22 protein-coding genes and 1 tRNA gene are annotated in these 25,204 nt (G+C 44.1%); 8 read left to right on the forward strand and 15 right to left on the reverse strand.

All coding sequences use genetic code 11. The annotated features are described in order from the left end of the window. Window positions 1–58: 58 nt before the first annotated feature. The 3 genes from OPS28_RS04265 to mutY all read right to left on the reverse strand — a co-directional run bounded on the left by OPS28_RS04265 (window position 59) and on the right by mutY (window position 1,604). Window positions 59–134: transfer RNA gene (locus OPS28_RS04265), tRNA-Phe, on the reverse strand. Window positions 135–269: 135 nt separating this feature from the next. Next, a complete protein-coding gene (locus tag OPS28_RS04270) occupies window positions 270–542 on the reverse strand; it encodes an oxidative damage protection protein (RefSeq protein ID WP_265608208.1) in 273 nt (90 codons plus the stop codon). Between the two features lie 24 nt (window positions 543–566). Next, entirely contained in the window at window positions 567–1,604 is a 1,038-nt protein-coding gene (mutY, locus tag OPS28_RS04275; RefSeq protein WP_265608377.1) for an A/G-specific adenine glycosylase, read from the reverse strand. A gap of 216 nt (window positions 1,605–1,820) precedes the next feature. Between mutY and OPS28_RS04280 the strand changes: the two genes are divergently transcribed. The 6 genes from OPS28_RS04280 to arcA all read left to right on the forward strand — a co-directional run bounded on the left by OPS28_RS04280 (window position 1,821) and on the right by arcA (window position 8,609). Further along, on the forward strand, window positions 1,821–2,522 hold the full coding sequence (locus tag OPS28_RS04280) for an alpha/beta fold hydrolase (RefSeq protein WP_265608209.1): 702 nt from the start codon (window positions 1,821–1,823) through the stop codon (window positions 2,520–2,522). A gap of 106 nt (window positions 2,523–2,628) precedes the next feature. Continuing rightward, window positions 2,629–3,348 carry a tRNA (guanosine(46)-N7)-methyltransferase TrmB gene (gene trmB, locus OPS28_RS04285; protein WP_265608210.1) on the forward strand — a complete coding sequence of 240 codons (720 nt, stop codon included), beginning with the start codon at window positions 2,629–2,631 and terminating at the stop codon, window positions 3,346–3,348. Next, window positions 3,348–4,436, forward strand: a complete 1,089-nt coding sequence (locus tag OPS28_RS04290; protein WP_265608211.1) for a methyltransferase — start codon at window positions 3,348–3,350, stop codon at window positions 4,434–4,436. Before trmB ends, OPS28_RS04290 begins: the two co-directional genes overlap by 1 nt. 100 nt (window positions 4,437–4,536) lie before the next feature. Further along, on the forward strand, window positions 4,537–5,997 hold the full coding sequence (glgA, locus tag OPS28_RS04295; RefSeq protein ID WP_265608212.1) for a glycogen synthase GlgA: 1,461 nt from the start codon (window positions 4,537–4,539) through the stop codon (window positions 5,995–5,997). 112 nt (window positions 5,998–6,109) lie between these two features. Next, window positions 6,110–7,765, forward strand: coding sequence for a sensor histidine kinase (locus OPS28_RS04300; RefSeq protein ID WP_265608213.1), 1,656 nt, complete (start codon window positions 6,110–6,112; stop codon window positions 7,763–7,765). Between the two features lie 136 nt (window positions 7,766–7,901). Further along, window positions 7,902–8,609: a two-component system response regulator ArcA gene (gene arcA / locus OPS28_RS04305; protein WP_265608214.1), complete on the forward strand. Its 708-nt coding sequence runs from the start codon at window positions 7,902–7,904 to the stop codon at window positions 8,607–8,609. A 942-nt stretch (window positions 8,610–9,551) separates the two neighbouring features. Here the strand turns inward: arcA and pmbA are convergent. Further along, the gene (gene pmbA / locus OPS28_RS04310; RefSeq protein ID WP_265608215.1) at window positions 9,552–10,883 is read right to left on the reverse strand and encodes a metalloprotease PmbA; all 1,332 of its coding nucleotides are present in this window, start codon (window positions 10,881–10,883) and stop codon (window positions 9,552–9,554) included. 68 nt (window positions 10,884–10,951) lie between these two features. Here pmbA and yjgA point away from each other — a divergent pair, with 68 nt between their 5' ends. Continuing rightward, the gene (gene yjgA / locus OPS28_RS04315; protein WP_265608216.1) at window positions 10,952–11,497 is read left to right on the forward strand and encodes a ribosome biogenesis factor YjgA; all 546 of its coding nucleotides are present in this window, start codon (window positions 10,952–10,954) and stop codon (window positions 11,495–11,497) included. Between the two features lie 235 nt (window positions 11,498–11,732). Here yjgA and tldD read toward each other — a convergent pair whose 3' ends face one another. From tldD to OPS28_RS04365, 10 genes are all read right to left on the reverse strand, one after another. Further along, complete coding sequence (tldD, locus tag OPS28_RS04320; protein ID WP_265608217.1) at window positions 11,733–13,181, reverse strand: metalloprotease TldD; 1,449 nt, start codon at window positions 13,179–13,181, stop codon at window positions 11,733–11,735. After that, window positions 13,178–13,999 (reverse strand): carbon-nitrogen hydrolase family protein, encoded by an 822-nt coding sequence (locus OPS28_RS04325; RefSeq protein WP_265608218.1) that lies wholly within the window; start codon window positions 13,997–13,999, stop codon window positions 13,178–13,180. The genes tldD and OPS28_RS04325 overlap by 4 nt, the downstream gene beginning before the upstream one ends. Beyond that, on the reverse strand, window positions 13,992–17,828 hold the full coding sequence (locus OPS28_RS04330) for a YhdP family protein (protein ID WP_265608219.1): 3,837 nt from the start codon (window positions 17,826–17,828) through the stop codon (window positions 13,992–13,994). Before OPS28_RS04330 ends, OPS28_RS04325 begins: the two co-directional genes overlap by 8 nt. 8 nt (window positions 17,829–17,836) lie before the next feature. Further along, window positions 17,837–19,303 (reverse strand): ribonuclease G, encoded by a 1,467-nt coding sequence (gene rng, locus OPS28_RS04335; protein ID WP_265608220.1) that lies wholly within the window; start codon window positions 19,301–19,303, stop codon window positions 17,837–17,839. Continuing rightward, window positions 19,300–19,884: a Maf family protein gene (locus OPS28_RS04340; protein WP_265608221.1), complete on the reverse strand. Its 585-nt coding sequence runs from the start codon at window positions 19,882–19,884 to the stop codon at window positions 19,300–19,302. The genes rng and OPS28_RS04340 overlap by 4 nt, the downstream gene beginning before the upstream one ends. 15 nt (window positions 19,885–19,899) lie before the next feature. Beyond that, the gene (gene mreD, locus OPS28_RS04345; RefSeq protein ID WP_265608378.1) at window positions 19,900–20,376 is read right to left on the reverse strand and encodes a rod shape-determining protein MreD; all 477 of its coding nucleotides are present in this window, start codon (window positions 20,374–20,376) and stop codon (window positions 19,900–19,902) included. Window positions 20,377–20,378: 2 nt separating this feature from the next. Continuing rightward, window positions 20,379–21,269, reverse strand: coding sequence for a rod shape-determining protein MreC (gene mreC, locus OPS28_RS04350; protein ID WP_265608222.1), 891 nt, complete (start codon window positions 21,267–21,269; stop codon window positions 20,379–20,381). A gap of 33 nt (window positions 21,270–21,302) precedes the next feature. Continuing rightward, window positions 21,303–22,349, reverse strand: a complete 1,047-nt coding sequence (locus OPS28_RS04355; RefSeq protein WP_265608223.1) for a rod shape-determining protein — start codon at window positions 22,347–22,349, stop codon at window positions 21,303–21,305. A gap of 196 nt (window positions 22,350–22,545) precedes the next feature. Next, window positions 22,546–23,052 (reverse strand): hypothetical protein, encoded by a 507-nt coding sequence (locus tag OPS28_RS04360; RefSeq protein ID WP_265608224.1) that lies wholly within the window; start codon window positions 23,050–23,052, stop codon window positions 22,546–22,548. 16 nt (window positions 23,053–23,068) lie between these two features. After that, entirely contained in the window at window positions 23,069–23,617 is a 549-nt protein-coding gene (locus OPS28_RS04365; RefSeq protein WP_265608225.1) for a histidine phosphatase family protein, read from the reverse strand. Window positions 23,618–23,696: 79 nt separating this feature from the next. On the opposite strand from OPS28_RS04365, the gene OPS28_RS17055 reads away from it, so the two are divergent. After that, a complete protein-coding gene (locus tag OPS28_RS17055) occupies window positions 23,697–24,215 on the forward strand; it encodes a DapH/DapD/GlmU-related protein (protein WP_265608226.1) in 519 nt (172 codons plus the stop codon). 130 nt (window positions 24,216–24,345) lie between these two features. Here the strand turns inward: OPS28_RS17055 and OPS28_RS04375 are convergent, their stop codons facing one another. Further along, on the reverse strand, window positions 24,346–25,107 hold the full coding sequence (locus OPS28_RS04375) for a pseudouridine synthase (RefSeq protein ID WP_265608227.1): 762 nt from the start codon (window positions 25,105–25,107) through the stop codon (window positions 24,346–24,348). Window positions 25,108–25,204: the final 97 nt, after the last annotated feature.

Raw genomic sequence — 25,204 nt, forward strand, 5'->3', positions numbered from 1 at the left:
ACCGACACTGTCGAATTACAAGATCAAAAAAGCCCCGCTAATGCGAGGCTTCTAAGAATGGTGCCCAGAGGCGGGATCGAACCACCGACACGCGGATTTTCAATCCGCTGCTCTACCGACTGAGCTATCTGGGCAAATCTGGTTGCGCGTAAGGCTTATTGCCTACTGCGTCGTGGGTGCGTATTAAACGGATTTCCGCGTCACAAGTCAACCGTTTTTCCACTTATTTTCACGAAACATGAATCAACTGCTTATTTTTTGTTAAATTTTTAGGCTTTGGGCGGCACATACCCTTCAATTGTGGGTTCTTGACCTTCAAATAAAAACGCTTCCATTTGTTCTTCCAAAAATTTTCGCGCTTGTGGGTCCATCATATTGAGTTTGTTTTCGTTTATGAGCATGGTTTGCTTTTTCTGCCATTCGGCCCACGCCGGCTTTGAAATGTTGTCAAAAATGCGCTTACCTAAGTCGCCAGGGTAAAGCTGAAAATCTAAACCTTCTTCTTCTTTATTTAAATGCTGACAAAAAACGGTTCTGCTCATTATGTGTGCCTTCAATAATTTTGGTTATCGTAATGACTTTATTTCATTCACGATTTTCTGAGTTGGAGCCGCCAACCCTACTTCAATGGGCTCTAGTATATCAAACCAACGCGAATTGTCTTCAGCAACCCCAAGTAGAAGAGGCTGCCCCAGTTCAATAAATACTGGTGTAATGTGCAGCTGAAAATGGCTAAACGTATGCATAAAAGGCGTTAGGGATATTTCTCTATATTCCTGTATATCGTAAGACGTGATCACGTCTTGCAAAGAAGCGCCTTCAATAAACCCAAACAACCCCCCCCATAATCCGCTTGGAGGTCGCTTTTTTAACAGTATCTGATTCTGAAAGCTCAGAGCGACCATACATGTTTTGCGTTGGGGTAGTGCTTTCTTTGGCTTCTTTCCAGGAAATTCATTTTGGGCGCCTTGAGCGTATGCCAAACATCCATTCTGCAAGGGACAGTGATCGCAGTCTGGTTTGGAACGCGTGCACACCATAGCGCCTAAATCCATCATCGCCTGCGTGTATCGTGCACACTGTTTGTCAGGTGTATGCCGTTCTGCCACGTCCCACAAAGACTGCTCTACCTTTTTGTTTCCCGGCCAGCCTTCAATAGCATAAAAGCGAGCAAGTACACGTTTGACGTTGCCATCTAAAATGGGATGCGCTTGTCCACCTGCAATTGATAATATCGCGCCTGCAGTTGAACGCCCTATTCCAGGTAGCGCAATTACTTGGTCAATTTCTGTCGGGAATTCCCCCGCATATTCGTTAGAAATAACCTTTGCTGCTTTGTGTAAATTTCTGGCCCGCGCGTAATATCCCAGTCCCGTCCAATGATGAAGCACGTTATCTTCCTTGGCGCTTGCCAAGCTGAGCACATCAGGAAAGCTTTTCATAAACCGTTCGAAATACGGTATTACCGTAGCAACCTGCGTTTGTTGCAACATTATTTCCGATACCCACACCCGATAGGGGTTAATATCTTGCTGCCATGGCAGGTGTTTGCGACCATGCTGGTGAAACCAGTTGAGAACCTTTTGAGTAAATGTATCTGACATAGAGTTAATGCGAGTATGGCTACAACCAAACAGAGCGCGCATGATACCATGATTAATATCAATCCACATTGATGGGTGGGCAACTCCGACATAGAGAAATCCATTTAATTGGGTCAAACTGGTAAAAAGTTCAGAATGCTGAAGCCTTTCATATTAGTTAGAAGAAGAGTGACTGCACAGCATTGTGGATGGGTATAATTATTAATTCAGGAACAAATGAGACTTATGCAAACACCCATGCTGTTTTTACCTGGTACGCTTTGCGACGAGCGTCTTTGGTTACCTGCTTGGCGGAACATGACACACATTAACCGCCGCTATGTTCCTTTGCAGTGGGCAAACTCTTTGTCAGATATGTTACAGCTTACCTCTGACAGGGTGTTACCTGACGAGAAGGTGCATCTTGTTGGATTTTCTATGGGCGGTTATATTGCGGCTAAATGGGCAAGCGAAAATAGCCAGAAAGTCGCCTCGCTTACGCTGATTGGATACAGCCTAAGCGGCTTATCACAAGAAGAAGTCGCGCGTCGGTCGGATATGCTTAAGTACCTAAAAAGCAATACTTTTAAGCCAGACAATGCGTTTCTATCACGCTTGGTGCACCCGTTGAGATTAGCGGATTCAGCGGTGGCTGAGCCAGTACTTGAAATGGCAAAGGATCTAGGTAAATCCACCCTTATTGCTCATACGCAAGCCACCACCCCCCGGGAAAATTTACTAAAAAGCATCGCATCTCTAGGCACACGGATTACTTTCATTGCAGCGGATGAAGATAAAGTTGCTCCGATAGATACCTTAGTAACGGAACATCAATTAATTAAACCTGCAACACTGCATATTATGCGCAAAGCTGGACATATGATGCCGTTGGAATATCCTCAACGAATAGCCCAATTACTCATGCAAAGCACAGGGTGAGCCAAATTATTCGCTGATTTGTTGCTATATTAAAAGGTTATTATTGCAAAGCGTTATAGAGGCTGGATAATGCCGCAGCGAGATTGTAGAAGGTAGTGAGTTGACAATGAAGCAATTTAAAAGTCAGGCAGAAGCTGAAGCCGCAGGTGTGTATGTCAGTAAGGTAAAAAGCTTTGTAAAACGTGAAGGCCGATTAACTAATGCTCAAGCACGGGCGATTGAAGAAAATTGGTCGGCGATGGGTATTGACTACCGAGCCGAACTTCTTAACTTTGAAGAAGTATTTAAACAGCGTGGTCCAGTCGTATTAGAAATTGGTTTTGGAATGGGTAAGTCACTGGTGCAAATGGCCACAGAGGCTCCCGATACAAACTTTCTCGGCATAGAGGTACATCGCCCAGGTGTGGGCTCATGTATAAACGATGCGGTAGAAAATGGTCTGAAAAATTTGCGCGTAATGGAGCATGACGCGGTTGAAGTGTTCAAGCACATGATCCCCGATGCCAGTTTACAACGGGTTCAACTTTACTTTCCTGATCCATGGCACAAAAAACGTCATCATAAACGTCGCATTGTGCAGCCTGAATTTGTGGCGATGATAAAAGAGAAGCTGGCAATTGGCGGCGTATTTCATATGGCAACGGACTGGGAAAATTACGCGGAACATATGCTTACGGTTATGCAAAACGCGCCGGGGTTCGTCAATACTTCATTGTCGGGGGACTTTGTAGAGCGTCCAGTATACCGCCCCATTACTAAGTTCGAAGTGCGCGGCCAAAAATTAGGCCATGGAGTATGGGACTTAGTATTTGAGAGAACAGAATAATGTTAAGTGCACCCAGTCAATTGCTAGAAAGAAACATCGATGTATTTAAAGATGATGGTTGGTTAATTATAAACCCCGCTGACGCGTATTTTACCGATCAACTAAGTCATCTCTCTGTCGACGTTCTTCATCAGTATTACGATATTTACGCTGAAAGTGCGCGCGTAATACCCTATACGATCTTAGACAGCAGAGATATTTTAAACACCTCTACGGGCATTTTCAGTCAGCAGAAAATTAACAAACACCACCACTACTTCGCTCCGTTTTTAACCTTACCGCAGCATTACAACAATATTGTCATTTACCTGCCAAAGGCAAAAGCGCACTATTCCATGCTGATAAAAATGGCTGCATCGCTCGTCAACGGTAGCGGAAGTATTTATGTAGTGGGCGAGAATAAAGGTGGCATTAAAAGTGCCGGCAAATTACTTAACTCCGTAGGAGAGGTAGAGAAGGTAGATTCTGCCCGCCACTGTAGTTTGCTTAGATGTGAAATTACCCACCAGCAACCTAGTTTTGATATCAATCAATGGCTGAGCTATTTTGATATCAATATTAATGGTCAGGCAGCTACTATTGCCAGTTTGCCCGGGGTATTCAGCCATGAAGCGCTAGATGAAGGTACCCAGCTACTGCTCGAGAAACTGCCGTCGAATTTACGCGGCAATATTCTTGATTTCGCGTGTGGCGCTGGAATTATCGGGTGCATACTTAAACGTCAGTTTCCCCACTTGAATATTTCGTATCTGGATGTCAGCGCATTAGCTTTATACAGCACTGCACACACATTAGCGGAAAGTGAATTGACCGGAACAGTAATGGCCGCCAATGGGTTACACGGTGTGGATGAACAATTTAATAACATTGTTACTAACCCCCCTTTCCACACGGGTATTAAAACGGATTATTCAGTGACAAAACGGTTTATTGCTGATGCAGCACGCCTACTTCCTCGTAACGGAAGTTTGCATATGGTCGCCAATCGTTTCCTACCCTACCCTGGGTTATTAGGCGAAGTATTTTCGCATGTGCAAACATTGGCGCAAACGAGTCGTTTTTCGGTTTATCGAGCAGTAAAAGAATAGCCAAACAGGATTTATCCGTAGCGCGATCTATACTGCTTCGATACACTGCGAGAGTGCTATTAGCTCAATTCTATTGTTTTACTCATCTTGAGGGGCGATTGTGAACATTGTATTTGCCATTTCAGAAGTAGAAGACCTGGTCAAGACCGGTGGACTGGCTGACGTTGGTAAAGCCCTTCCTCTTGCTTTGAAAGAAGCCGGACACAATGTCATTATTATAATGCCTTACTATCTGGCTATTGCGAATCAACTTGAAATGGCCCCGGCAAAGCTTGCTTCTGCGTGTTCTCAACAAACATTATTTACCCAAAGTCAGGTATATCATTTCGATGTAAAACAGCTTAACTGGAACGATATTAACGTCTACTTTATTGACTACCCCGAATACTTTGCTCGTGAAGGTATTTATAGCAATGGTTATGACGTTTATAACGACAACGGCGAACGCTTCAGTTTTTTCTGTGGAGCCGTATTGAATATGTTGCAATCAATCGGATTCCAACCAGACGTAATACATTGCCATGATTGGCATACTGCCATGCTGCCCTTCTTAATGAGTTTCGATCATAGCGGTTACTTTGACGATACTGCGACGGTTTTTACTATTCACAACGCCGCATTTCAAGGGGTCCATCGCCTGGAAAGTATCCCCTTCTTACGTCACCATCCCAGTATTATGTCGCAGGTGCATGGTGGCTATATAAATATGCTGCAATCGGGAATTGAATTTGCCACCCAAATTACCACTGTCAGTCCGACTTATGCCCAAGAATTATTAACCAATTTGGGTAGCCACGGGTTACATGATCGTCTAGTAGCCAGGCAAAAGGATTTGATCGGCATTCTAAACGGTTGTGACTATAGTCAGTGGAATCCTGAGCATGATCACTATTTACCAGAAAACTACTCGGTGGATACCCTCCATGCTAAAACTGCGAGCAAAGCAGCGCTACAAAAACTTGCTTCACTACCTGAAAAACAAAATATCCCTTTACTTGGCATGGTATGTAGGCTGACCGAACAAAAAGGGTTTGGCTATCTGTTGCCCATATTAAATGACTTGATGCATCATCAAGTTCAGATAGTTATAGTCGGAACTGGCGATCCAGAAGTGTGCATGGACTTAGACGAGTTTGCTCAACATCATCCAGTTAAATTCAAATTTATCAACGGGTTCAGTACTAAGCACGCCCATTTAGTTGAAGCGGGCGCAGATTACTTCCTAATGCCGTCGCAATTTGAGCCCTGCGGACTGAACCAAATGTACAGCCTGGCGTATGGCACTATACCGATTGTCCGGGCAGTCGGTGGTTTGAAAGATACCGTGGTAGATATAAATCAGGACAAACACGGAGCCACCGGTTTTGTGTTTGATGATCCTACCCCTCACGCCTTACTGGCCTGTATTCGCCGCGCGCTGCTTTATTACTACGAATACCCGCAAGATTTTAAACAAATGCAAATAAGAGGGATGCAAACACGCTTCACCTGGGATGCAGCAGCAGCACGTTACGCAGAACTCTACCAGAGTGTAGTGAGAAAAATGAAGGAGGGAAAATAATATAACGGGTTGCATGTAAATGCTTAGGGCGACTCCTTTTACTTTTTCTCATTAATAGGCCACTATAAGTGAAAATCCTGCAATAAAGTTATGTTTAACGTAATAATAATTAATGACTGAATCAAACGTTAAGTTTTCCATTCGCAGCTTGTTTCTCTGGGTGGTAATGCTCATTATCACCTTCACGCTGGTATTCTCATCCAGTCTATCCATGTATTCGCAAATTAAAAATTATCGTCAGGAGCTGGCGAATCAAGTCATTATGCTTGCTGAGCTTATCAGCCATAACGCTGGTTATTATTTAAGAACGATGAAGTCTGAAGAAGCAAATGCTCGATTGAAAACATTAGAGGCTGCAAATATTCTGCAAAACGTAGTCGTTTATCAAGGAACCCCTACACCTGACGGCAAGCAACCTACACGCTTTGCCGAATTTACCCACTCTGCTGCTGCACCGATTATTCCGCCTGCTAGCATTTTCAACCAAATTCGTCATGCGCGTTTCGATGGCGACTCGCTGGATGTAACCCTTCCTATCCGCGAGTCGGGTGGCACTATTGGCTACGTTTTCGTTAAAGCGTCTGCTGCAAGTTTTAACAAAATGGTAGGCAATGCTATTTTTTTAAACCTGTCAGTGATGTTAATCATGTTAGTGGTAGGGTTAATCTTGACACTGAAGCTGCAACGCTTTATCACCGAGCCAATTGAATATTTAGCTGATTTTTTACAGTCAACTTCGCGCAAAAGAGATTATTCTGCCAGAGCGGATAGTTCGAGAATAAAAGAGCTCAACATTCTTGCTAAAGCCGTTAATATTACGCTAGGGCGTATTCAGGAAACCATGCAAAAACAGGAGGCTGCCGAGGAACAACATCGTGAGTTGAATACACGATTAGAAGACATGGTTAACCAACGAACACTGGCTCTGAAAGATGCTAACCAAGAGCTTATCCAAACCCTGGAGAAGCTGCATCAATTCCAGCGCCAGATTGTGCAAAATGAAAAAATGGCGTCGTTAGGGGATATGGTTGCCGGGGTGGCCCATGAAGTCAATACGCCCATTGGTTTAGGTGTCACCGCCTCCACTATGATGCTTGATAGAATTGACACGATTCAGGAGCAGTTTGAGAACAAGACTTTAAAAGCCAGTACCATGGCGAAATTTCTTGCCGAAAGTCAGGAAAATCTTAATATTATTTATCGCAATTTAAATCGTGCGGCCGAATTAATTTCAAGTTTCAAACAAGTAGCTGTCGATCAGACCAGTGAAAATAGTCGTGCAGTGTGCGTATCCCAGCTTATTAGTGAAATTCTTTTATCTTTGCGTCCTAGGCTTAAGAAAGTACAACATAAAATTGATATCGATGTTGATCCAAATTTGGTTGTTGACACCAAAGCCGGCCCCATAAATCAAATCATTATCAATTTAATAATGAACTCGATTATCCACGGGTTCGAAGATATCGAATCTGGACACATCGAAATTTCAGCGCAAATGATGTCTGCGAATAAATTAAAAATAGTCTACCGTGACAATGGTAGGGGCATTCCCGATGATATACGCAAACGAATTTTCGACCCCTTTGTAACCACAAAGCGCGGGCAAGGTGGATCTGGTTTAGGAATGCATTTAGTTTATAATTTAGTGACTCAGGCACTTAATGGTACAATTTCTCTTTCCAGCGAAGAGGGACATGGCGTAGAATTTGTCATTGTATTCCCGGTAACCAGTTCTAAATCAAGAGAGACGTTGAATTTGCTTCAATAAACCTTGTTATTTTAATACAGGCCCCAATTACTTTTGACTTAGTTGCCGTAGAAACTTGCAAACCAGCCCACGGCTATTAAAATTTGATCCATCACCGACTTAAGACTTAAATCATTGTAAAAGAGTGTGAAACAGCATGCAGACGCCTAATATATTAATTGTTGAAGACGAGGTGGTCACCCGTACCACCCTAAAAAGCCTTTTTGAGGCTGAAGGCTATAATGTTTTCGAAGCCGAAAACGGTGATCAGATGCATGACTTTTTCGAAAACAACACCATTAATCTGGTGATCATGGATATTAACCTGCCTGGTAAGAATGGTTTAATTCTGGCGCGCGAAGTACGTGACCGTAAAAACGTAGGTCTTATCTTTTTAACGGGCCGCGATAATGATGTAGATAGAATACTAGGTTTGGAGATTGGTGCAGACGACTATCTAACCAAGCCGTTTAATCCACGCGAATTAACTATCCGAGCGCGCAATCTATTGGCCAGAACCACAAATTCCGCCGAAGACGATGATTTACCAAGCCGCGTTAGCTTTAACGGCTGGACATTGGACGGCGACAGTCGCTCATTGATTTCTCCTAGTGGAAAAGAGTTCAGGTTGCCGCGAAGTGAATTTCGTGCCCTTCACTTGTTTTTGAATAATCCGGGAAAGATACTAACCCGTGAACAGTTAATTATGGAAATGACAGGTCGTGAATTACGTCCTAATGATCGCACCGTCGATGTAACCATCCGTCGCATCCGTAAGCATTTTGAATCTGACCCAGGTGATCAGGAACTTATTGTGACTATTCACGGTGAAGGATATCGCTTCTGTGGTTCGGTAGACGCCTAATCGAGATAGGCCATGTGTGTTTTCGGCCCACATGGCCTTTCTATTAATTAACGCCAGTATAAGTAACCACGACTTTTCTATTTCGGCTTTGGCCTCCTCCGATAACTTCAATTCCCTTACCAGCCTTACATTTCAACTTAATTTCTGTGTTTTTCTCATATTCTTTGGCAAAGTACGTAACCGTAAAGTTATCTACATACTCGCCGTTATTGCTTAACCCCTACAGCATGCTGAAATTGGCCGTTTGTCTAAAAAAACAGCCTGTCGCCATTGTGTCACTCGAAACTATGGCATACACATCGAATCCTATCTGTTTATCCAATAGTTTCTTCTTTCGAGAAAACTGACACCGCTTTTTATTGCATAATTATCGACTGATAAATACAGAATTACAGTAATTCTGCACGCTGAATTGTAATTGCTTGTTATTGCTCATGGGGAGGCTGAAAATTACGTTTCTGATGCTTATCGTACCGCTTAGCTGTAAGTGTTGTATCACACAGCGTTATTCTAACTCTGTTTATACTTTTTCATCACGAGAGCGGCATTATACGGGCGGTTGAAGTAGGTAGACACGTAGTTATCGCACAGCGAGCATTTACGCTGGTAACCTGAAGGTATTCGTAGTGTCTGTATTCAATTATCTTGTGCAACGTCTACATTCGGATCCTAAGCAGGTGAATGTGTGAGATAGTGTCTAAAAATAGTAGCTAGCTTAGTGACTAAGCAATCATCAGGGCGGAATTTATGATCCTTTATTTAGTAAAGAATGCATTTTTGAACTAATACCAAGAACAACGAAAGTCATTTATTAACGAATATTTATCCTGACTAACGTGGTTAGAACCTCCAATGATGCAACCGTATCGTTTGTGCTGACTTTGCCCAATAAGCGATGGGTCACTTTATGCACCGGCCTAGTAGCCGGTGCATGTGCCTGGTCTAATTTCCCGCAACACGCATATTGTCAATTAATACCGACCCTGTTTGTACGCTGCCCCGCGTATCGGGGGTCGAGCCTATGGCTCTGACGTTTGCGAACATCTCCATAAGGCTTCCTGCTATCGTGATTTCATGTACCGGATATTGAATTACACCATTTTCTACCCAATAACCTGCTGCGCCCCTAGAATAGTCGCCAGTGACAATGTTCACGCCTTGTCCCATCAGCTCAGTGACTAATAACCCTGTTCCCATCTCTTTTAACAAAGCTTCATCGCTATGGCCGGAATTGCCCACAATCCAGTTGTGGATCCCACCCGCGTGGCCGTTACTTTTAGTATCTAACTTTCTAGCTGAATAGGTCGTATAAAGGTAGGTGGCTAGTTTGCCGCCGTCAATAATTGTCATATCTTTGGTTGCGACCCCTTCATGATCAAAGTTGGAGCTGGCTAGCGCAGATTTGATATGAGGCTTTTCTTCTATGGTTAACCATTCGGGAAATAACTGATGGCCCAACTTATCCAATAGAAAACTGGAACGGCGATATAAGCTACCACCGCTGATTGCACTTACCAGATGGCCGAACAAACTGGATGCTAGATCACGATGTAATATCACAGGCACATTAGCGGTTTTAATTTTGCGCGCCCCCAAACGGTCTACCGTGGCTTTAGCAGCCTCTTCTCCTACTCGTCTGGGCGAATATAAGCGGCTAGCCTTTCGATCGACTGAATACGCGTAATCACGTTGCATATCGTTATCATCCGACGCGATCATCATACAACTCAAACTGTAACGACTGCTGGGATAGCCTGTATTGATTCCATGGGTGTTGCCATACACACGCATTCCCAGGTTGGCGTTGTATGAAGCTCCATCAGAATTCACAATACGCTTATCGAAGTCCAGTGCAGCGGCTTCTGTTTCCAATGCAATTTCGATAGCTTTTTCAGTATCCAATTCTTGCGGATGATACAGATCTAAATCTGGAAACTCTGTGGCTATAAGGTCTTTGTCTGCCAACCCTGCACAGGGGTCTTCATTGGTATAACGAGCTATATCAACGGCCTTCTCTACCGTTAACTGCAATGCACTCTTACTCAAATCTGCTGTTGAAGCGCTGCCTTTGTGTTTACCCACATAAACGCTGATGCCGAGACCACCATCATTAGTAAACTCAACATTCTCAACCTCACGCAGTCGGGTCGAAACGGCTATTCCCTGTACTTTCGACATACTCGCCTCGGCCTGTGTCGCGCCTTTCTGCTGAGCCATCTTCAATGCGTCAGCCACTACTTCCTGAATCTCAGCAATCTGCTGTTCTATTTGCATACTTTGTTTCGCTATCAAATGGTATGTGTCACAATATTACTAAGAAGTGTAACACTTATGAGTGACAAATGACTCACCGGAATGAATATTCTGAATGGGATGATAATTCCTCCCATTCACCTGAAGATGAATTAGAACCGTTAAGTAAATCGGAACTTAAGCGCAAGTCAGCAGCTTTACAAAAGCTTGGCGAAGACATGGTACATTTGACCCCAGCCCAACTTGCTACGATACCGCTTGATGATGAGCTGGCCGATGCCGTTGCTGTGGCGAGAAAAATTAATCGTAAAAAAGACGGGTATCGGCGTCAATTACAATTCATTGGAAAGTTATTAAGGCACCGAGACACTGAAGAAATAGAGCAAGCCATGGCGATGCTTAATCAAAAGCATGCGCAACAAAATAGCGAATTTCACGCTTTAGAAAAAGCGCGCGAAGATATAGCGAATCAGGGTGATACTGCCATACAGGCGTTGTTGGAAACGTACCCTGAGTTAGATAGGCAGAAGTTGAGACAATTTCACCGCCAAATTAAAAAAGAAAAGGAAAAATCGGCACCGCCAAAAGCCTACCGCGAATTATTTCAATATTTAAAAAGTACTATAGGTGGCTAGACATGACCAGCGGTGCAAACGGACGCCCCTTCTGTCCGAGAATTTTCTGTTCTTGTTAAACGCGATCTAGAAAGTTTCGCGAAACTAAGGCAACGAAACGGGGGAGTCAAATTTAAGCGTCACGTCCCAGAAAGCAGGCGCGGTCTATTTTATTTGCAATAGACTTTACGCACTCTCCTTTGAGCGCTGTACGTTCATTGTTGCCAATAGATAGAATAAGGTAGGAGAAACAGCATTACGCCGTTCCACCTACCGTTAGCTCATCAATTTTCAGCGTAGGTTGCCCAACCCCTACGGGTACGCTCTGACCGTCTTTGCCGCACACGCCTACACCGCGATCCAGTGCAACGTCATTCCCAATCATTGAAATTTTTTGCATCACTTCGGGACCGTTTCCAATTAACGTAGCCCCTTTCACAGGCGCAGTGATTTTGCCATTTTCAATTAAATAAGCTTCTGCGCTAGAGAACACAAATTTACCCGAAGTGATATCTACCTGCCCACCGGCAAAGTTAGGTGCATAAATACCTTTATCAATAGAGGCAATTATCTCGTCTCTTGCATACTGACCTGCAAGCATATATGTATTGGTCATGCGGGGCATAGGAAGATGAGCAAAGGATTCACGACGACCATTTCCAGTTGGCTTAACCTTCATTAAACGGGCATTTAGTTTATCTTGCATATAGCCTTTAAGAATACCATCTTCAATTAGCACGTTATGTTGTGTAGGTGTGCCCTCGTCATCGACCGACAGTGAACCGCGACGGTCTGCCAATGTTCCATCATCCACCACCGTCACCCCTTTGGCGGCGACACGTTCACCGATGCGACCGCTAAATGTAGAGGCTCCTTTACGATTGAAGTCTCCTTCTAATCCGTGTCCTACCGCTTCATGCAACAATACCCCTGGCCAACCATTACCTAGCACAACGGGCATGCTTCCAGCGGGTGATGCTATGGCTTGCATATTTATGCGTGCCATGTGAAGTGCTTCCTCTGCCAGTTTTTCGTAAAGCGGCTGACCGTCTTCATCAGTTTGGAAAAACGTATAGGTGTGTCTCCCTCCCGCTCCTGCGCTGCCGCGCTCACGACGGTCACCTTTTTCGATCAACACAGAACAGTTTAAGCGAACTAAGGGGCGAATATCAGTGGCAAGTGTCCCATCGGTAGCTGCTATCAGGACTTCTTCATACACCCCACTTAAGCTAACGACCACCTGATTGATTCCAGGCTCCTGCTTGCGAATATAAGCGTCTACGGCCCGTAACAAAGCAATTTTCTCAGCATCTTCCATGCCTAAAATGGGATTGTCGGCCTGATAACGGGAGGCGAAGTTAGCCGATTTTAATCCCGTCACCTTATGCTTGCCACCTTCAGTAGATATGCTTCGGGCAGCTTCACAAGCCTTAATTAGCGCTTCGTTACTAATTTCATCTGAGTAGGCAAACCCTGTTTTTTCACCACTCACAGCCCGCACGCCGACGCCCCGTTCGAGGCTATAGCTTCCTTCTTTGATGATACCGTCTTCCAGTACCCAGCTTTCATGCTGACTTGATTGAAAATAAAGATCAGCAAAGTCATTATCATGGTGATAAATTGAAGCTAATGCACGCTCGAGATCGTTAATCTCTAAGCCTGAATCATGAAGTAAATGTTGTCTTACGTTGGTTGCAAGCGTCATTCGACGATGTAACTCCTAAATCGATTATGTTCGGTCAGCGGCATGCGCTGCTTCAGCGTATCACGCTCTCTTAAGTCGCATTCGGCAATTGCCAGGCCTGGGTCATCAGGTCGCTCTACTAGCACGTCTCCCCATGGAGAATAAACGAGACTATGCCCATAGGTTTTGCGGTTGTTGGCATGGGTACCGCATTGATTTGCACCTACCACAAAGCATTGTTTTTCAATTGCCCTGGCGCGTAAAAGTGTATGCCAGTGAGCTTTCCCCGTCGCGCGGGTAAAAGCAGCAGGCAATACTAAAATATCTATATCGCCCATGGCAGAAAAAAGACCAGGAAAACGCACATCATAACATACTGCCATCCCAATACGTCCTATTTCTGTGTCTACGGTCACTATTTGATTACCTGCCAGGGTGTGCTTGGATTCCTGATAACTACCGGTGTTATCTACTACTGCCACATCAAATAAATGTATTTTTTGATAATCTGCTAACCTGTTGCCATTTGGAGAAAACAGAAGCGATGAGGCGGCAAATTTATCCGGACTTTCTGTTTTAATCGGAATGGTGCCGCCCACTATGTAACATTGATATTTTTGCGCTAAGTCGGCTATACGTTGTTGGATCGGGCCTTCACCCAGAGGCTCTGCTTTGTCCAACATTGCTTTATCACTGTCACCAAAAAATGCGAAACATTCGGGCAATACGACGAGTGCGTTCTTAATTCCAGATGCTGCTGAAAGCTGTTTGTCTATCCATGCAAAATTTGCGTCCATATCAGGATTAGACGTCATTTGCACTGCACAAAGATTAACCATTATTCACCTCCAGTTTAACCGGGTCCAGCTCTTGTTCAATCGTGTCATTTTTACCAGTCGGTTCACTCCTTGCTGGTAATGGCACGTCTTTGCTGTCTCGGCCGACTTCTTCGAAAACAGGATTACTAATTGTACCCGTAACTCTGTAATTCACATTGGATATTACTTTTGCGGACGTTAGCATTTGATCAAGTGCTAAAGCAGCCAGAGCCGTGGGGGGCGTGGCTAAGAAATAAACTAAAAATGGTAAATTCCCTGTCACGTTCGGTGCAAAAGATACTCGATAATTGAGTTGTTCTTTCACCAAATCGGTATAGCCATTGATGGTTATTTCACCAGCCCCCCCGTCTACTTCAGTATCACGAGTAACGGCTTTCCCATTACCAATTTGCATACTCCCGTGGATTTCATCATAAAAGAATCCTTTGGCAAATACATCTCTAAAATCCAAGCTAAGCTTTCTAATAAGCGAATTTAAGCTGAACAAAGTAAATAGACGGGAGCCTTTGTCACTCAATTCGCTCAGGTAGCCGTCGGTTAATTCCCATTTTACCTCCCCACCTAAATTAGCGACAGAAAAGTCCATCGGAGAATCAGCCCAATTCAGAGTAAAGCTTAAATCAGCTTCCGAATCTTTGATGCCCGTATCGATGCCAAAGTCACTAAGCATCAGTCCAATTTCGTCGCTGCTTATTTGACCACTGAGGTTAGTTTCGCTTCGTTCGTCGTTGTCGACCCAGCTTCCCGTTGCCGAAATTACGCCGTGCTTACCTTCAGCTCTCAGTGTTCGAATAGACATGCCCTCCGGCATCTTAGCCATAGCAAGCGTGACTTCGCCTAGCTGTTTATCAGCGTATCGACATTGTTTACAATAGAAATAAAGTGGTGGCATTGATTCAGCGCGCCACTGTGTAGGAGAGTCTGTATCCGATACCTTCCAGTCGTCTATCTGAATAAAATCTGCATTGACGTAAATTCCTCTTCCCAGCCAATCATCAGATAGATTAATTTGCGCACTAGCTTGCTTTGATTGGAGGTCGATATACCAATTATTGTCTTTTTGTCTAGTTACCGACTTTACGTTCGATAAAGTGATCCCCGCTAACTTCACTTCTTTTGCATTAAGATAGATTCGTTCAGGCAAAGTAAAAAGTGGTGTGGTTGATGATTCACTGTGCTCAGTTAACGCGCTAACAAAGTCGTACCATGCGTGTGCATCAAGCGAATCGACATTGGCAACAATACTTAAGCCTAAACCTTGACTAATAAAATCACTTTCCCCTAACGAAACATGAGCTCGAGTAAATTGTTTCAGGGAGTGGCTTAACACACCATCAAATTGTACAGTTTGGCCCACAGTAGCCATTACTAAGGAAGAATGCTCATTACCTTCAACTTCCACTTTTAACGGTTCGTTAATGTTTAGATTTTTATCCAGCGGTGCAGGCATTAATGAAGCCACCGCCAATAGGTCAGCTGTGATTTCTGCTTGGTAAACGAAACCTTCTTCAGGCAACGTCAGGTCTATTTTTGCATTGACCGGGGCAGCCCCCTTAAAGTAATCAACTAAGGGCGAATTCAAAGTTGTGAGCACTTCCTGAATGTTAGCTTCACCCGCTGCCTGAATTCCTACGTGATAACTGTCTTCGTCATTTCTCCCCTTGAAATCGATAGTAACTGGCTGATTATATATATTAGCGTCCAGTGCAGAGGCTGTGACCACATCATTAACAAAAGACACCTGGCCGTTAACTTGATTAAGTATTAAGCCTACAGAATCAATGGTAACCGCACTCTCTTTTATATTAACTTCACCCGCGGCAACGAATTCGCCGGTATCACTTAACGGTATACGTAAATTTAAATCTGCAGTGATAGGTCCATCTATCATCACCTCGTTACTAAACAGCGTACCCAACGACTTTTTTAGCTCGCTTTGCATCATTAGTGATGCCAACGCCGTGCCGGTACCTTTTCCCTGGGCTTGAATAGTTAGCATTGGATTGCTTGCGAGCATATCGGGAATTTCTGCCCTAAGCCCGGCCACATCAATCGTTTGCAATTTTGCGAAAGGAGCGTGCATGGTAAGGCCAGCGTTTTCAAACAAAAGGGTAAGATTGAGGTCTGTCAACACTGGCCAGTCATCGGAGAATAAAAGATGGCTATCTTTAATATCCACCGCTGCTTGAAATATGCCATTGTTATTTTTAAAAGGAAATTGCTCTAGATGGCCATGCCAAAGGACGCGAGCTGATTCCACATTGCCGATACCAGCGAGCGCAGCAGTGAGATATTGTGCCGTATCTTTACCCATTGTGACCGCAGGAAAAAATGAGCTGACTTTAGCTAAAGGCACGTCACTTAAATTCGCCTGATACGCTAAGTGCATATCATTTAACCGCAGATTAAATGCCTGTTCTATGACCAGTGGTTCACTGACGATCGTAAGCTGACTACTACTGACCACCCAACTATTTGATTGTTCATAAATGTAAAGCTTAGCATTGAGAGAATTAATAGGCAGGTTCTGTGAAAAATTGTCGTCGACCAGTAAGGTGGATTGTTCAGCTTTAAGCCTTATAAACCCAGTAGTTCCATGCCACTGTACATCCAAATCGAGCGAATCAACTCCTGGCAGTTGACCTTGCTGTTCCCAACTTACGTCAAGTATTTTAGCAGCCAAGTAAGGTTGACTATTTTTCCACTGAAACTGTAACGTAGCTATCTGGCCCTGGGGATTAAGGTTTGTAAAATTATTGTCCTGGGTGTCGCTAATTAGCAGCGGCAGCATACTCGCAAACGGGTTGACGGCCACCGGCTTAATGGTATTTATGACAATGTCGCCATTATTATTATAGTGCCCGACCAGGTCTGTCACTATACTCTCGTTATTGGCGTTGAATATGAGACGATCAACGCGAAAGTTCCAGCCTGTTGCATCGGGCAACGCTTGAAAACTTCCCCCCATCACCCCAGAATAAAATGTCTGTTCGTCGTTCCCTCCCCACTCGAGCAGGCTTTCATGAAAATCAACGACAACACGGTCAATTTTACTATTTTTGATTGAGATCCAGGACTCTAAGTTTGTTTTACTTTGCGTCAGTGGCCTTGTAACGGCCAAGCGGTGTGAAACCCAGGGAGAAATATCTAAATCATCCCCTCTGGCATATAACATTCCAGACAAGTTATCTTTACTACCCTCCAAATCAATTAAGAAGGTGGCGGTATTGCGGGTTAACGTTTCAACACTGACCTGCCCTTCCCCTCGGTGAAACCTGTGATTATTCAACCAGGAAAGGTGTTTTATATTAAAGGTTCGCTCACTCTCTTTGCGCGCTAGCGTCACTTTCCCATCGTGTAATGAAAAGCTTTTGAGCTGCTCCAAAAATAAACTTTTTAAAGCACCGACAATGGGAAAATCGTTATCCGATTGAGGGGCTTGCTCCATATTGATAGTTAGCCGCAACCCGTCTAAATTAAACTGTTCGGAACTTATCTTGCCCGATAATATCGATTGCCAAAGATTGAACTGGACAAAAACATTTTCAATATTTAAGGCAACGGGTGAAGACTCATTTTGTTCTAATGCGACATTCGTAAGAACGATACTCGGCCCGTCACTTTCCCAAACGGCGTGCACGCTTTCAATTGATAATTCTACGCCGTAGATTTCACGCGCATAATCTTCCAGCATATGTTTTTTATGCTCGATATGGGGAAGTGTGTAGCGTAATACACTTAGAACAACCGCAAACACAACTAATAAAATCGCTAACGTTACCCATAACTTTCTAAGTAACATTGAAGCAATTTGCATAACTTTTCTCACACAGGTACCTACATCATTACTACGTCGTATTTGTCCTGGTTATATAGTGTTTCGGTCTGAACTTTAATTTGCTTGCTAACAAAAACTTCAAGCTCAGCCAACATGTGGGATTCCTCTCCCAACAATGCGTCTGCAACTTTAGGTGAGGCGTAGACCACGAACTTATCTGCATCGTACGCGCGATTTACACGCACAATTTCGCGCATAATTTCAAAACAGATCGTTTCAATGGTTTTGACTGAACCCCTTCCTTTGCACACTGGGCATTCGCCACAAAGCACATGTTCTAGACTCTCGCGAGTGCGTTTACGGGTCATTTCTATTAGTCCCAAAGCCGTAAACCCATGTATGTTGATTTTAGCGCGATCTTTACTGGTAGCCACTTCCAGGCTATGTAACACGCGACGTTTGTGATCGGCGTCCACCATATCGATGAAATCAATTAAAATCATTCCGCCCAAATTACGAAGCCGTAACTGGCGCGCGATCGCCTGTGTTGCCTCAATATTCGTATTAAAAATAGTTTCTTCAAGGTTTCTATGACCTACGAACGCACCAGTATTAATATCTATGGTGGTCATTGCTTCGGTTTGATCAATAATAAGATAGCCGCCTGACTTAAGGTCTACCCGTCGCTCTAACGCTCGTTGTACCTCGTTCTCTACGTCATATAAATCAAAGATAGGACGTTCACCGGTATAATATTCCAATTTGCTGCTTAATTCCGGTACGTATTCTTTGGTAAATTGCCCTAATTCTTGATGCGAAAGTTTGGAGTCGTTGCGAATACGGTCTAACTCGGTGCCGACGAAGTCTCTAAGCACGCGGCGAGCTAACGGGAGATCTTCATATAGTACATTTGACTTCTTACGCTGCATACGCTGCTGAATTTTATTCCACAAGCGTCTTAAAAAAGCGGCATCCTGAGATAATTCCTCATGATTAACCCCTTCTGCAGCAGTCCGCAGAATGAAGCCCCCTTCATCATCACAAAACTCCTGCACCAGTGATTTTAACCTTTCCCGTTCGCATTCGTCCTCAATGCGTTGGGAAACGCCTACGTGAGTCACACTGGGCATAAAAACTAAATAACGTGAAGGTATAGTAATGTCAGTAGTTAACCTTGCCCCTTTAGTGCCAATAGGATCTTTCACTACCTGAACGACAATGTCCTGGCCGTCTTTGACCAGATCACGGATATCGTGTTTAGCTATATCGCTGGTATTCACTTCGCCCACAATTTCACTATGAATGACAATATCTGAAGCGTGTAAAAAGGCGGCTTTTTCTAAACCTATGTCCACAAAAGCTGCCTGCATGCCAGGTAGCACTCGACTTACTTTCCCGCGATAAATATTGCCAACCAAGCCACGTTTGGTATGCCGCTCAACGTGCACTTCCTGCAAGATACCATTCTCGATTAACGCGACACGCGATTCCGAGGGGGTTACATTTATTAATAGTTCCGCACTCACGGCGTCACTCCAAATTCTTTTAGTAATTGTTTGGTTTCATACAAGGGTAAACCAATTACTGCACTTACACTGCCATTAACGGCTTTTACAAACTGACCACCTATACCTTGAATAGCGTAGCTTCCTGCTTTATCCGCCGGCTCCCCAGTGCGCCAGTATGCGACCATTTCTTCATGGGTCAAGTGAGCGAATTGTACTTTGGTATTAATACACTGGCTTTTTTTAACCTCAGCTGAACACACGCAGATTGCTGTTAACACTTCATGTTCCTTTCCCGACAGAGAAGAGAGCATAGTAATACATTCGGCTTGATTACCGGGTTTACCAAGACTCTTGCCATCAAGTGCAATTAAGGTGTCAGAGGCCAGTACGACAGTCCCTGCCTTTTTATCCGCTGTAAGTGTATCCAACGCTGTGTGTGCCTTCTGTTCCGCCAAGCGCAACACTTGCTGCATAGGCGTTTCCTTAGGCAACGAGGATTCGTCTATATTTACTGCCTTAACCTTATGACGAATACCAATTTGGGAGAGTAGCGCGGTTCGTCGAGGAGAAGCAGAAGCCAAAATAAGTTCAGGCTGCATAAATAAGTGCTCCTTTTAAGTAACACGAAACTGGCGACGAGATTTGCGCAGCAGCCAGAAAATCCACGGCCACAATAACATCGAAGTAAACGTAGGCCATAGATAGTCAAACAGAAAATAGATATCGGTGAGTAAATGTTGCAGCCAAAAGACCAAGAGGTGGTACAGAGCACTGAGCAGCCCAATAACAATAGCCTGTTGCCATACTGAGTAATTACGTAAGCGTTGATAATTAGCGACAAGTACCCAAACGGAAACGCTTAATGCAAAGCTGTGTATTCCGATAGCTGTGCCCAACAGTATGTCCATCGCCAAACCGGTAATAAAGGCAATTCCTACATTAACCCGGTTTGGTAATGCCATTGACCAATACGCCAGCACAATCAATACCCAATCTGGCCGGTAGAGGTCAGCTTCGATTGGTAGAGGCATTATTTGCAAAACCAACGCAATTAGCAAACTAGCTGGTATAACATAAAAGCGAGACTGCACTTTCACGGCTTATTTCCCTCTATTAGTTCAGCTTCCGTTGGCTGGTCCTCTTTTGGTTGGTCGTCTGCCACCGGCGCTTGGGGCCAAATTAACAATAAATATTTAAGCCGGTCGAGACGGGCTAAAGGTTGCGCAGTAACGGTTGCAAAGGGAAGACTTTCGTCACGCACGACCTTGTTAACGCGAGCGACTGGATATCCTTCAGGAAAAACTTGCCCAAGGCCTGAGGACAACAATAGGTCACCTTCTTGTACATCCACGCTATGGGGCACATGCTCAAGAATAAGTTCATCTAAGGAACCACTTCCACTGGCGATAAAGCGAATGTTATTACGGACAGAACGCACTGGGATTGCATGTGTCACGTCTGAAATAAGTAGCACGCGACTATTTGTTGTTCCCACTTCCATGACCTGACCAACGATACCACGATCATCAAGTACCGATTGAAGCGGAAATACGCCGTCGATTGCCCCACGGTTAATCAAAATCTGCTGGCTGAATGGGTTATTGTCCACTGCCATTAGCTCTGCCACTGTTTTACGCATCTCTGGCTTAACGGGTGCATCTAACAATTTACGTAACTGACTATTCTCTGCTTCAATGATATCGAACCGTTGTAAGCGCTCACTCATCATAAGAAGCTTGTTAGTTAATCGTTCGTTTTCTGAGCGCAACTGTTGGTGGGAAGTCAGACGCTGGGCACTTTCGCTCAACATAACACTTGGTAGATTAGCGAGATATTGGATTGGGCTTACCAGGGAGTTTAGATATACCCGCGTGGAATTAAAGCCATCGAATTTATGGTCGATTACGATCAGCATAACCGATAACGCGAGGGTAAGCGCTAGGCGGCTATTGATCGAAGGACCACGGGTGAATATAGTATCCATGAAAAAACGAAGGCAACCTGTCGGTTGCTCTTCTTATTGTTCGTAACTGAATAAATCGCCGCCATGCAGGTCAATCATGTCAAATGCTTTACCTCCACCGCGTGCAACACAGGTGAGCGGGTCATCCGCTACCACCACAGGAATGCCTGTTTCTTCCATCAATAAGCGGTCAAGATCTTTCAACAACGCACCTCCTCCAGTGAGTACCATGCCTCGCTCAGAAATATCAGAAGCCAACTCTGGTGGTGATTGCTCTAACGCGACCATTACTGCAGATACTATCCCAGTTAATGGCTCTTGCAGCGCTTCAAGGATTTCGTTTGAATTAAGGGTGAAACCCCTAGGCACCCCTTCAGCCAAGTTACGCCCACGCACCTCAATCTCACGTACCTCTTCGCCAGGGTAGGCTGCACCAATTTCGTGTTTAATGCGTTCCGCGGTTGCTTCCCCAATTAGTGAGCCGAAATTGCGCCGAATATAATTGATAATGGCCTCATCGAACTTATCGCCACCAATTCGCACAGATGAGGAATATACAACGCCGTTTAGTGAAATAATCGCTACTTCGGTAGTACCACCGCCAATGTCTACTACCATAGAGCCGGTTGCTTCTGAAACAGGAAGACCTGCGCCGATAGCTGCGGCCATGGGTTCGTCTATCAGATACACTTCGCGTGCACCAGCACCCAGTGCAGACTCTTTAATAGCTCGGCGCTCGACTTGCGTAGAGCCACATGGAACACAGACTAAAACGCGAGGACTAGGCCTTAAGAAGTTATTGTCGTGTACTTGTTTAATAAAATGCTGGAGCATTTTTTCAGTCACATAAAAATCGGCAATTACGCCATCTTTCATTGGACGGATTGCACGAATATTACCTGGAGTCCGACCTAGCATACGTTTGGCTTCTGCCCCTACGGCGGCCACGCTTTTCGGACCGGCTGCGCGCTCTTGTCTGATCGCCACTACTGATGGCTCATTCAGAACAATACCCTGATCTTTTACGTAAATCAGGGTATTCGCTGTTCCAAGATCGATCGATAAATCGTTTGAAAACATGCCCCGAAGCTTTTTAAACATGAAATGTACTTTCCTGTAACTGTGCTAATTAGTGAACTTGCCGTTATCGCAATGCTAATTAACAAAAAAGATAGTTATCCCCACACTTTACCAACGGGGGCTTTATTGGGCAAGTAATCAGGTCGTCTAACTGCATAAAAACCAATTATTTTTTCTACAACCTATGGTAACTACCCAAAACTTTCAATTAGTACCGTTATTGGGCCTCTAAGTTCACCGTTCCCTTGTCTATGTGGTAATCAAAATACGGTCCGCTGCTTAACCGAAAACGGCAGCGAGCGCTGATTAACTCATCATCATCTAGCTTACCTGGGAAGAACTCGCCAAAAACTTTAAAACCGTCAATGATCATAGGCACATTTAGCAACATCCGCCACAAATCCTCACACCCTTCGCTGGTTGGATTGACTTTAGGCCAGCCATTGCGAGCAATTCTCACTGGCCGGCGGTCAGTTTCTTTACCGTTATTGTCATAGTGAACGAACATAATCATTTCAGGCTGGTTTTCGGCTTTCCATTGATAGTAAGAACTGATTACGCTGCGCTCGAATTTCTCGGCCAGTTTTTCCAACATTGCTTCTTTAAAATCTGGCTCTGGTCGATTCAAAAAAATAATGAGTGTCATAAGCACGAAGGCAAAGCCAATAATTATGGTTACACTTCTTAGGGTATGTTTGGGTGTACTATTTTTTATTCTTCTCACACTGTTGTACCGTTTGTTATGGTCGAGTCAATTTACTCACACCCCAGAATTGCTCCTGCTTTTGCACCAGCGACCAGCCTTGCTGACGCAAATTATGGCGAAGAACTCGATTGGTCATGGCATGGCCAAATAGTGCTATCCGTTGCTGTTGCTGCGCCAAATCGCAAAGGTATTCTGAAGCAAGCCGTGCACGAACCTTAGCCTGTTGGAAAGATTCAAACGGGCCTTTTTTACCGGCCATCCACAATGCCCGATTGAGATAAACCCAATTCCAAGCCCGAAGTGTAAACGGCAGTTTGTACCGGGGAATATCCATTTCTCGGAATAAGCAATTGACTTCACTTATCTGATTATTACTATACTTTTCGGCAGATAACCGCGCCCGCTTTAAATTACTTGCAATAATATAGTGATTCGTCAAATCTACCGTGAAGTGAGGGTGACTATCTACATCAAGTTCAGCCTTATCATATTGCCGTACCCATTTTGCAAATCCTGTAGCGTTGACTCTTTCATTATGCGCACTTGCTGGCTTACCATGGCGAATTAAAATAATTTCTTTCATAGAAAACGCCTTGGTAGAATATCAAATTACAAATTTAATGCGATCATCAACAAAATTGATGAAATGTCAAAGGTGAAATGTGGTTGAGCAATCTATAAATGTAGGACAAGTGATACGTTTTGACCCCCAAAAGGAACCATATCTCTCAAACAGACTTCGCTGTGAAAAGTTATCTCAACAGCTTAATTTATCTTCGCCACAGGCTATCCAGGAAAGAAGACGAATAATAGCCCAATTAATAAATGCCCAGTTTCCGCTTTTTATAGAATCGCATTTTCAGTGCGTATATGGAAACAATATCCAAATCGATGCTGAAACTTTTATAAATCACAACGTTACGATAGACGATAGTAGCGCAGTAAGCATTGGCCGGAACGTGCTTATTGGGCCAAATTGCAAAATAGCGACAGTTTTAGAAAAAACAGCAAACAGCGTTACAAGTGCACCTATCAAAATTGGTAACCATGTCTGGATAGGGGCCAATGTGTCTATTTGCGGTGGGGTAGAAATTGGCGATAACGCAATTATCGGTGCTGGCTGCATCGTTTGTCATTCAGTTGAGGAAAATGCAATCGTAACGTGTACTAAAACACGGTAATTTTATTTCATCCTTAAGTTTCGTGATTTACAATAGTGGCACTATCGTCGCTTCGACGTGAACAACGAGCCAACCCGCTGTTCATATGGACCTTGGAATACATCCGGCACATCGACGAAAAGCCCATGCCTTACTTACCTTTTACCGCAGGTGATTTAGCAGCTTTAGTGGAATGCTTCAAAGCAGCATTTAACGTTGCAAGTTCCTGCTCGCTCACGTCGCGCCATTGACCAGAACGCAGCCTGCCTAATTCGAAGTGCATAATTCGAGTACGCTTAAGTTTAGTTACCTCGTAACCTAGAAACTCACACATGCGACGAATTTGTCGGTTAAGGCCCTGGGTGAGAATGATTGTAAATTGGAACTTCCCTCGCGGTCGTACAACACAAGGCTTCGTTACTGTTCCTAGTATCGGAACACCCCTTGCCATTTTCTGTAAAAAGCGCTCACTGACGGGTTGATTTACCGTCACCTCATATTCTTTTTCGTGGGCATTTTCTGCACGCAGAATTTTATTAACGATATCGCCGTCACTGGTTAGAAGAATCAGTCCTTCTGATGGTTTATCTAAACGGCCGATAGGGAAAATTCGCTCCTTATGGCCTATCGCATCGATAATATTGCCTTTTACATGGCGTTCAGTCGTACAGGTAATGCCTATCGGTTTGTTATAAACCAGATAGATGCGATCCGACTTGTCTTCTGCAACCGCCCCCACCCTTTTTCCATCGACGAAGACTTTATCGGTAGAAAAGATTTTAGTACCCAGTTCTGGGGCCCTTCCATTAACCATAACGCGGTTTTGCTCAATAAGCTTATCTGCTTCGCGTCTAGAACAAAGCCCAGTATCACTGATAAATTTATTTAGTCGTTTACCTAAATCGGAGCTCATTAAAATTTGCCCTAATGACCTTTTACACAATAATTCTAAAAATTGGCTGCAAAAAACCCTGCATCTGCAGGGTTTTTTAAATTATTTACGTCTTTTC

It is taken from the genome of Alteromonas sp. ASW11-130 (assembly GCF_026183735.1).
Lineage (GTDB): Bacteria > Pseudomonadota > Gammaproteobacteria > Enterobacterales > Alteromonadaceae > Alteromonas.

Excerpts from the sequence above, each read along its gene's own strand:
- OPS28_RS04270 (WP_265608208.1), bottom strand. The coding sequence starts at position 542 with ATGAGCAGAACCGTTTTTTGTCAGCATTTAAATAAAGAAGAAGAAGGT.
- mutY (WP_265608377.1), bottom strand. The coding sequence starts at position 1,604 with ATGTCAGATACATTTACTCAAAAGGTTCTCAACTGGTTTCACCAGCAT.
- OPS28_RS04280 (WP_265608209.1), top strand. The coding sequence starts at position 1,821 with ATGAGACTTATGCAAACACCCATGCTGTTTTTACCTGGTACGCTTTGC.
- trmB (WP_265608210.1), top strand. The coding sequence starts at position 2,629 with ATGAAGCAATTTAAAAGTCAGGCAGAAGCTGAAGCCGCAGGTGTGTAT.
- OPS28_RS04290 (WP_265608211.1), top strand. The coding sequence starts at position 3,348 with ATGTTAAGTGCACCCAGTCAATTGCTAGAAAGAAACATCGATGTATTT.
- OPS28_RS04300 (WP_265608213.1), top strand. The coding sequence starts at position 6,110 with ATGACTGAATCAAACGTTAAGTTTTCCATTCGCAGCTTGTTTCTCTGG.
- arcA (WP_265608214.1), top strand. The coding sequence starts at position 7,902 with ATGCAGACGCCTAATATATTAATTGTTGAAGACGAGGTGGTCACCCGT.
- pmbA (WP_265608215.1), bottom strand. The coding sequence starts at position 10,883 with ATGCAAATAGAACAGCAGATTGCTGAGATTCAGGAAGTAGTGGCTGAC.
- yjgA (WP_265608216.1), top strand. The coding sequence starts at position 10,952 with ATGACTCACCGGAATGAATATTCTGAATGGGATGATAATTCCTCCCAT.
- tldD (WP_265608217.1), bottom strand. The coding sequence starts at position 13,181 with ATGACGCTTGCAACCAACGTAAGACAACATTTACTTCATGATTCAGGC.
- OPS28_RS04325 (WP_265608218.1), bottom strand. The coding sequence starts at position 13,999 with ATGGTTAATCTTTGTGCAGTGCAAATGACGTCTAATCCTGATATGGAC.
- OPS28_RS04340 (WP_265608221.1), bottom strand. The coding sequence starts at position 19,884 with ATGCAGCCTGAACTTATTTTGGCTTCTGCTTCTCCTCGACGAACCGCG.
- mreC (WP_265608222.1), bottom strand. The coding sequence starts at position 21,269 with ATGGATACTATATTCACCCGTGGTCCTTCGATCAATAGCCGCCTAGCG.
- OPS28_RS04355 (WP_265608223.1), bottom strand. The coding sequence starts at position 22,349 with ATGTTTAAAAAGCTTCGGGGCATGTTTTCAAACGATTTATCGATCGAT.
- OPS28_RS04365 (WP_265608225.1), bottom strand. The coding sequence starts at position 23,617 with ATGAAAGAAATTATTTTAATTCGCCATGGTAAGCCAGCAAGTGCGCAT.
- OPS28_RS04375 (WP_265608227.1), bottom strand. The coding sequence starts at position 25,107 with ATGAGCTCCGATTTAGGTAAACGACTAAATAAATTTATCAGTGATACT.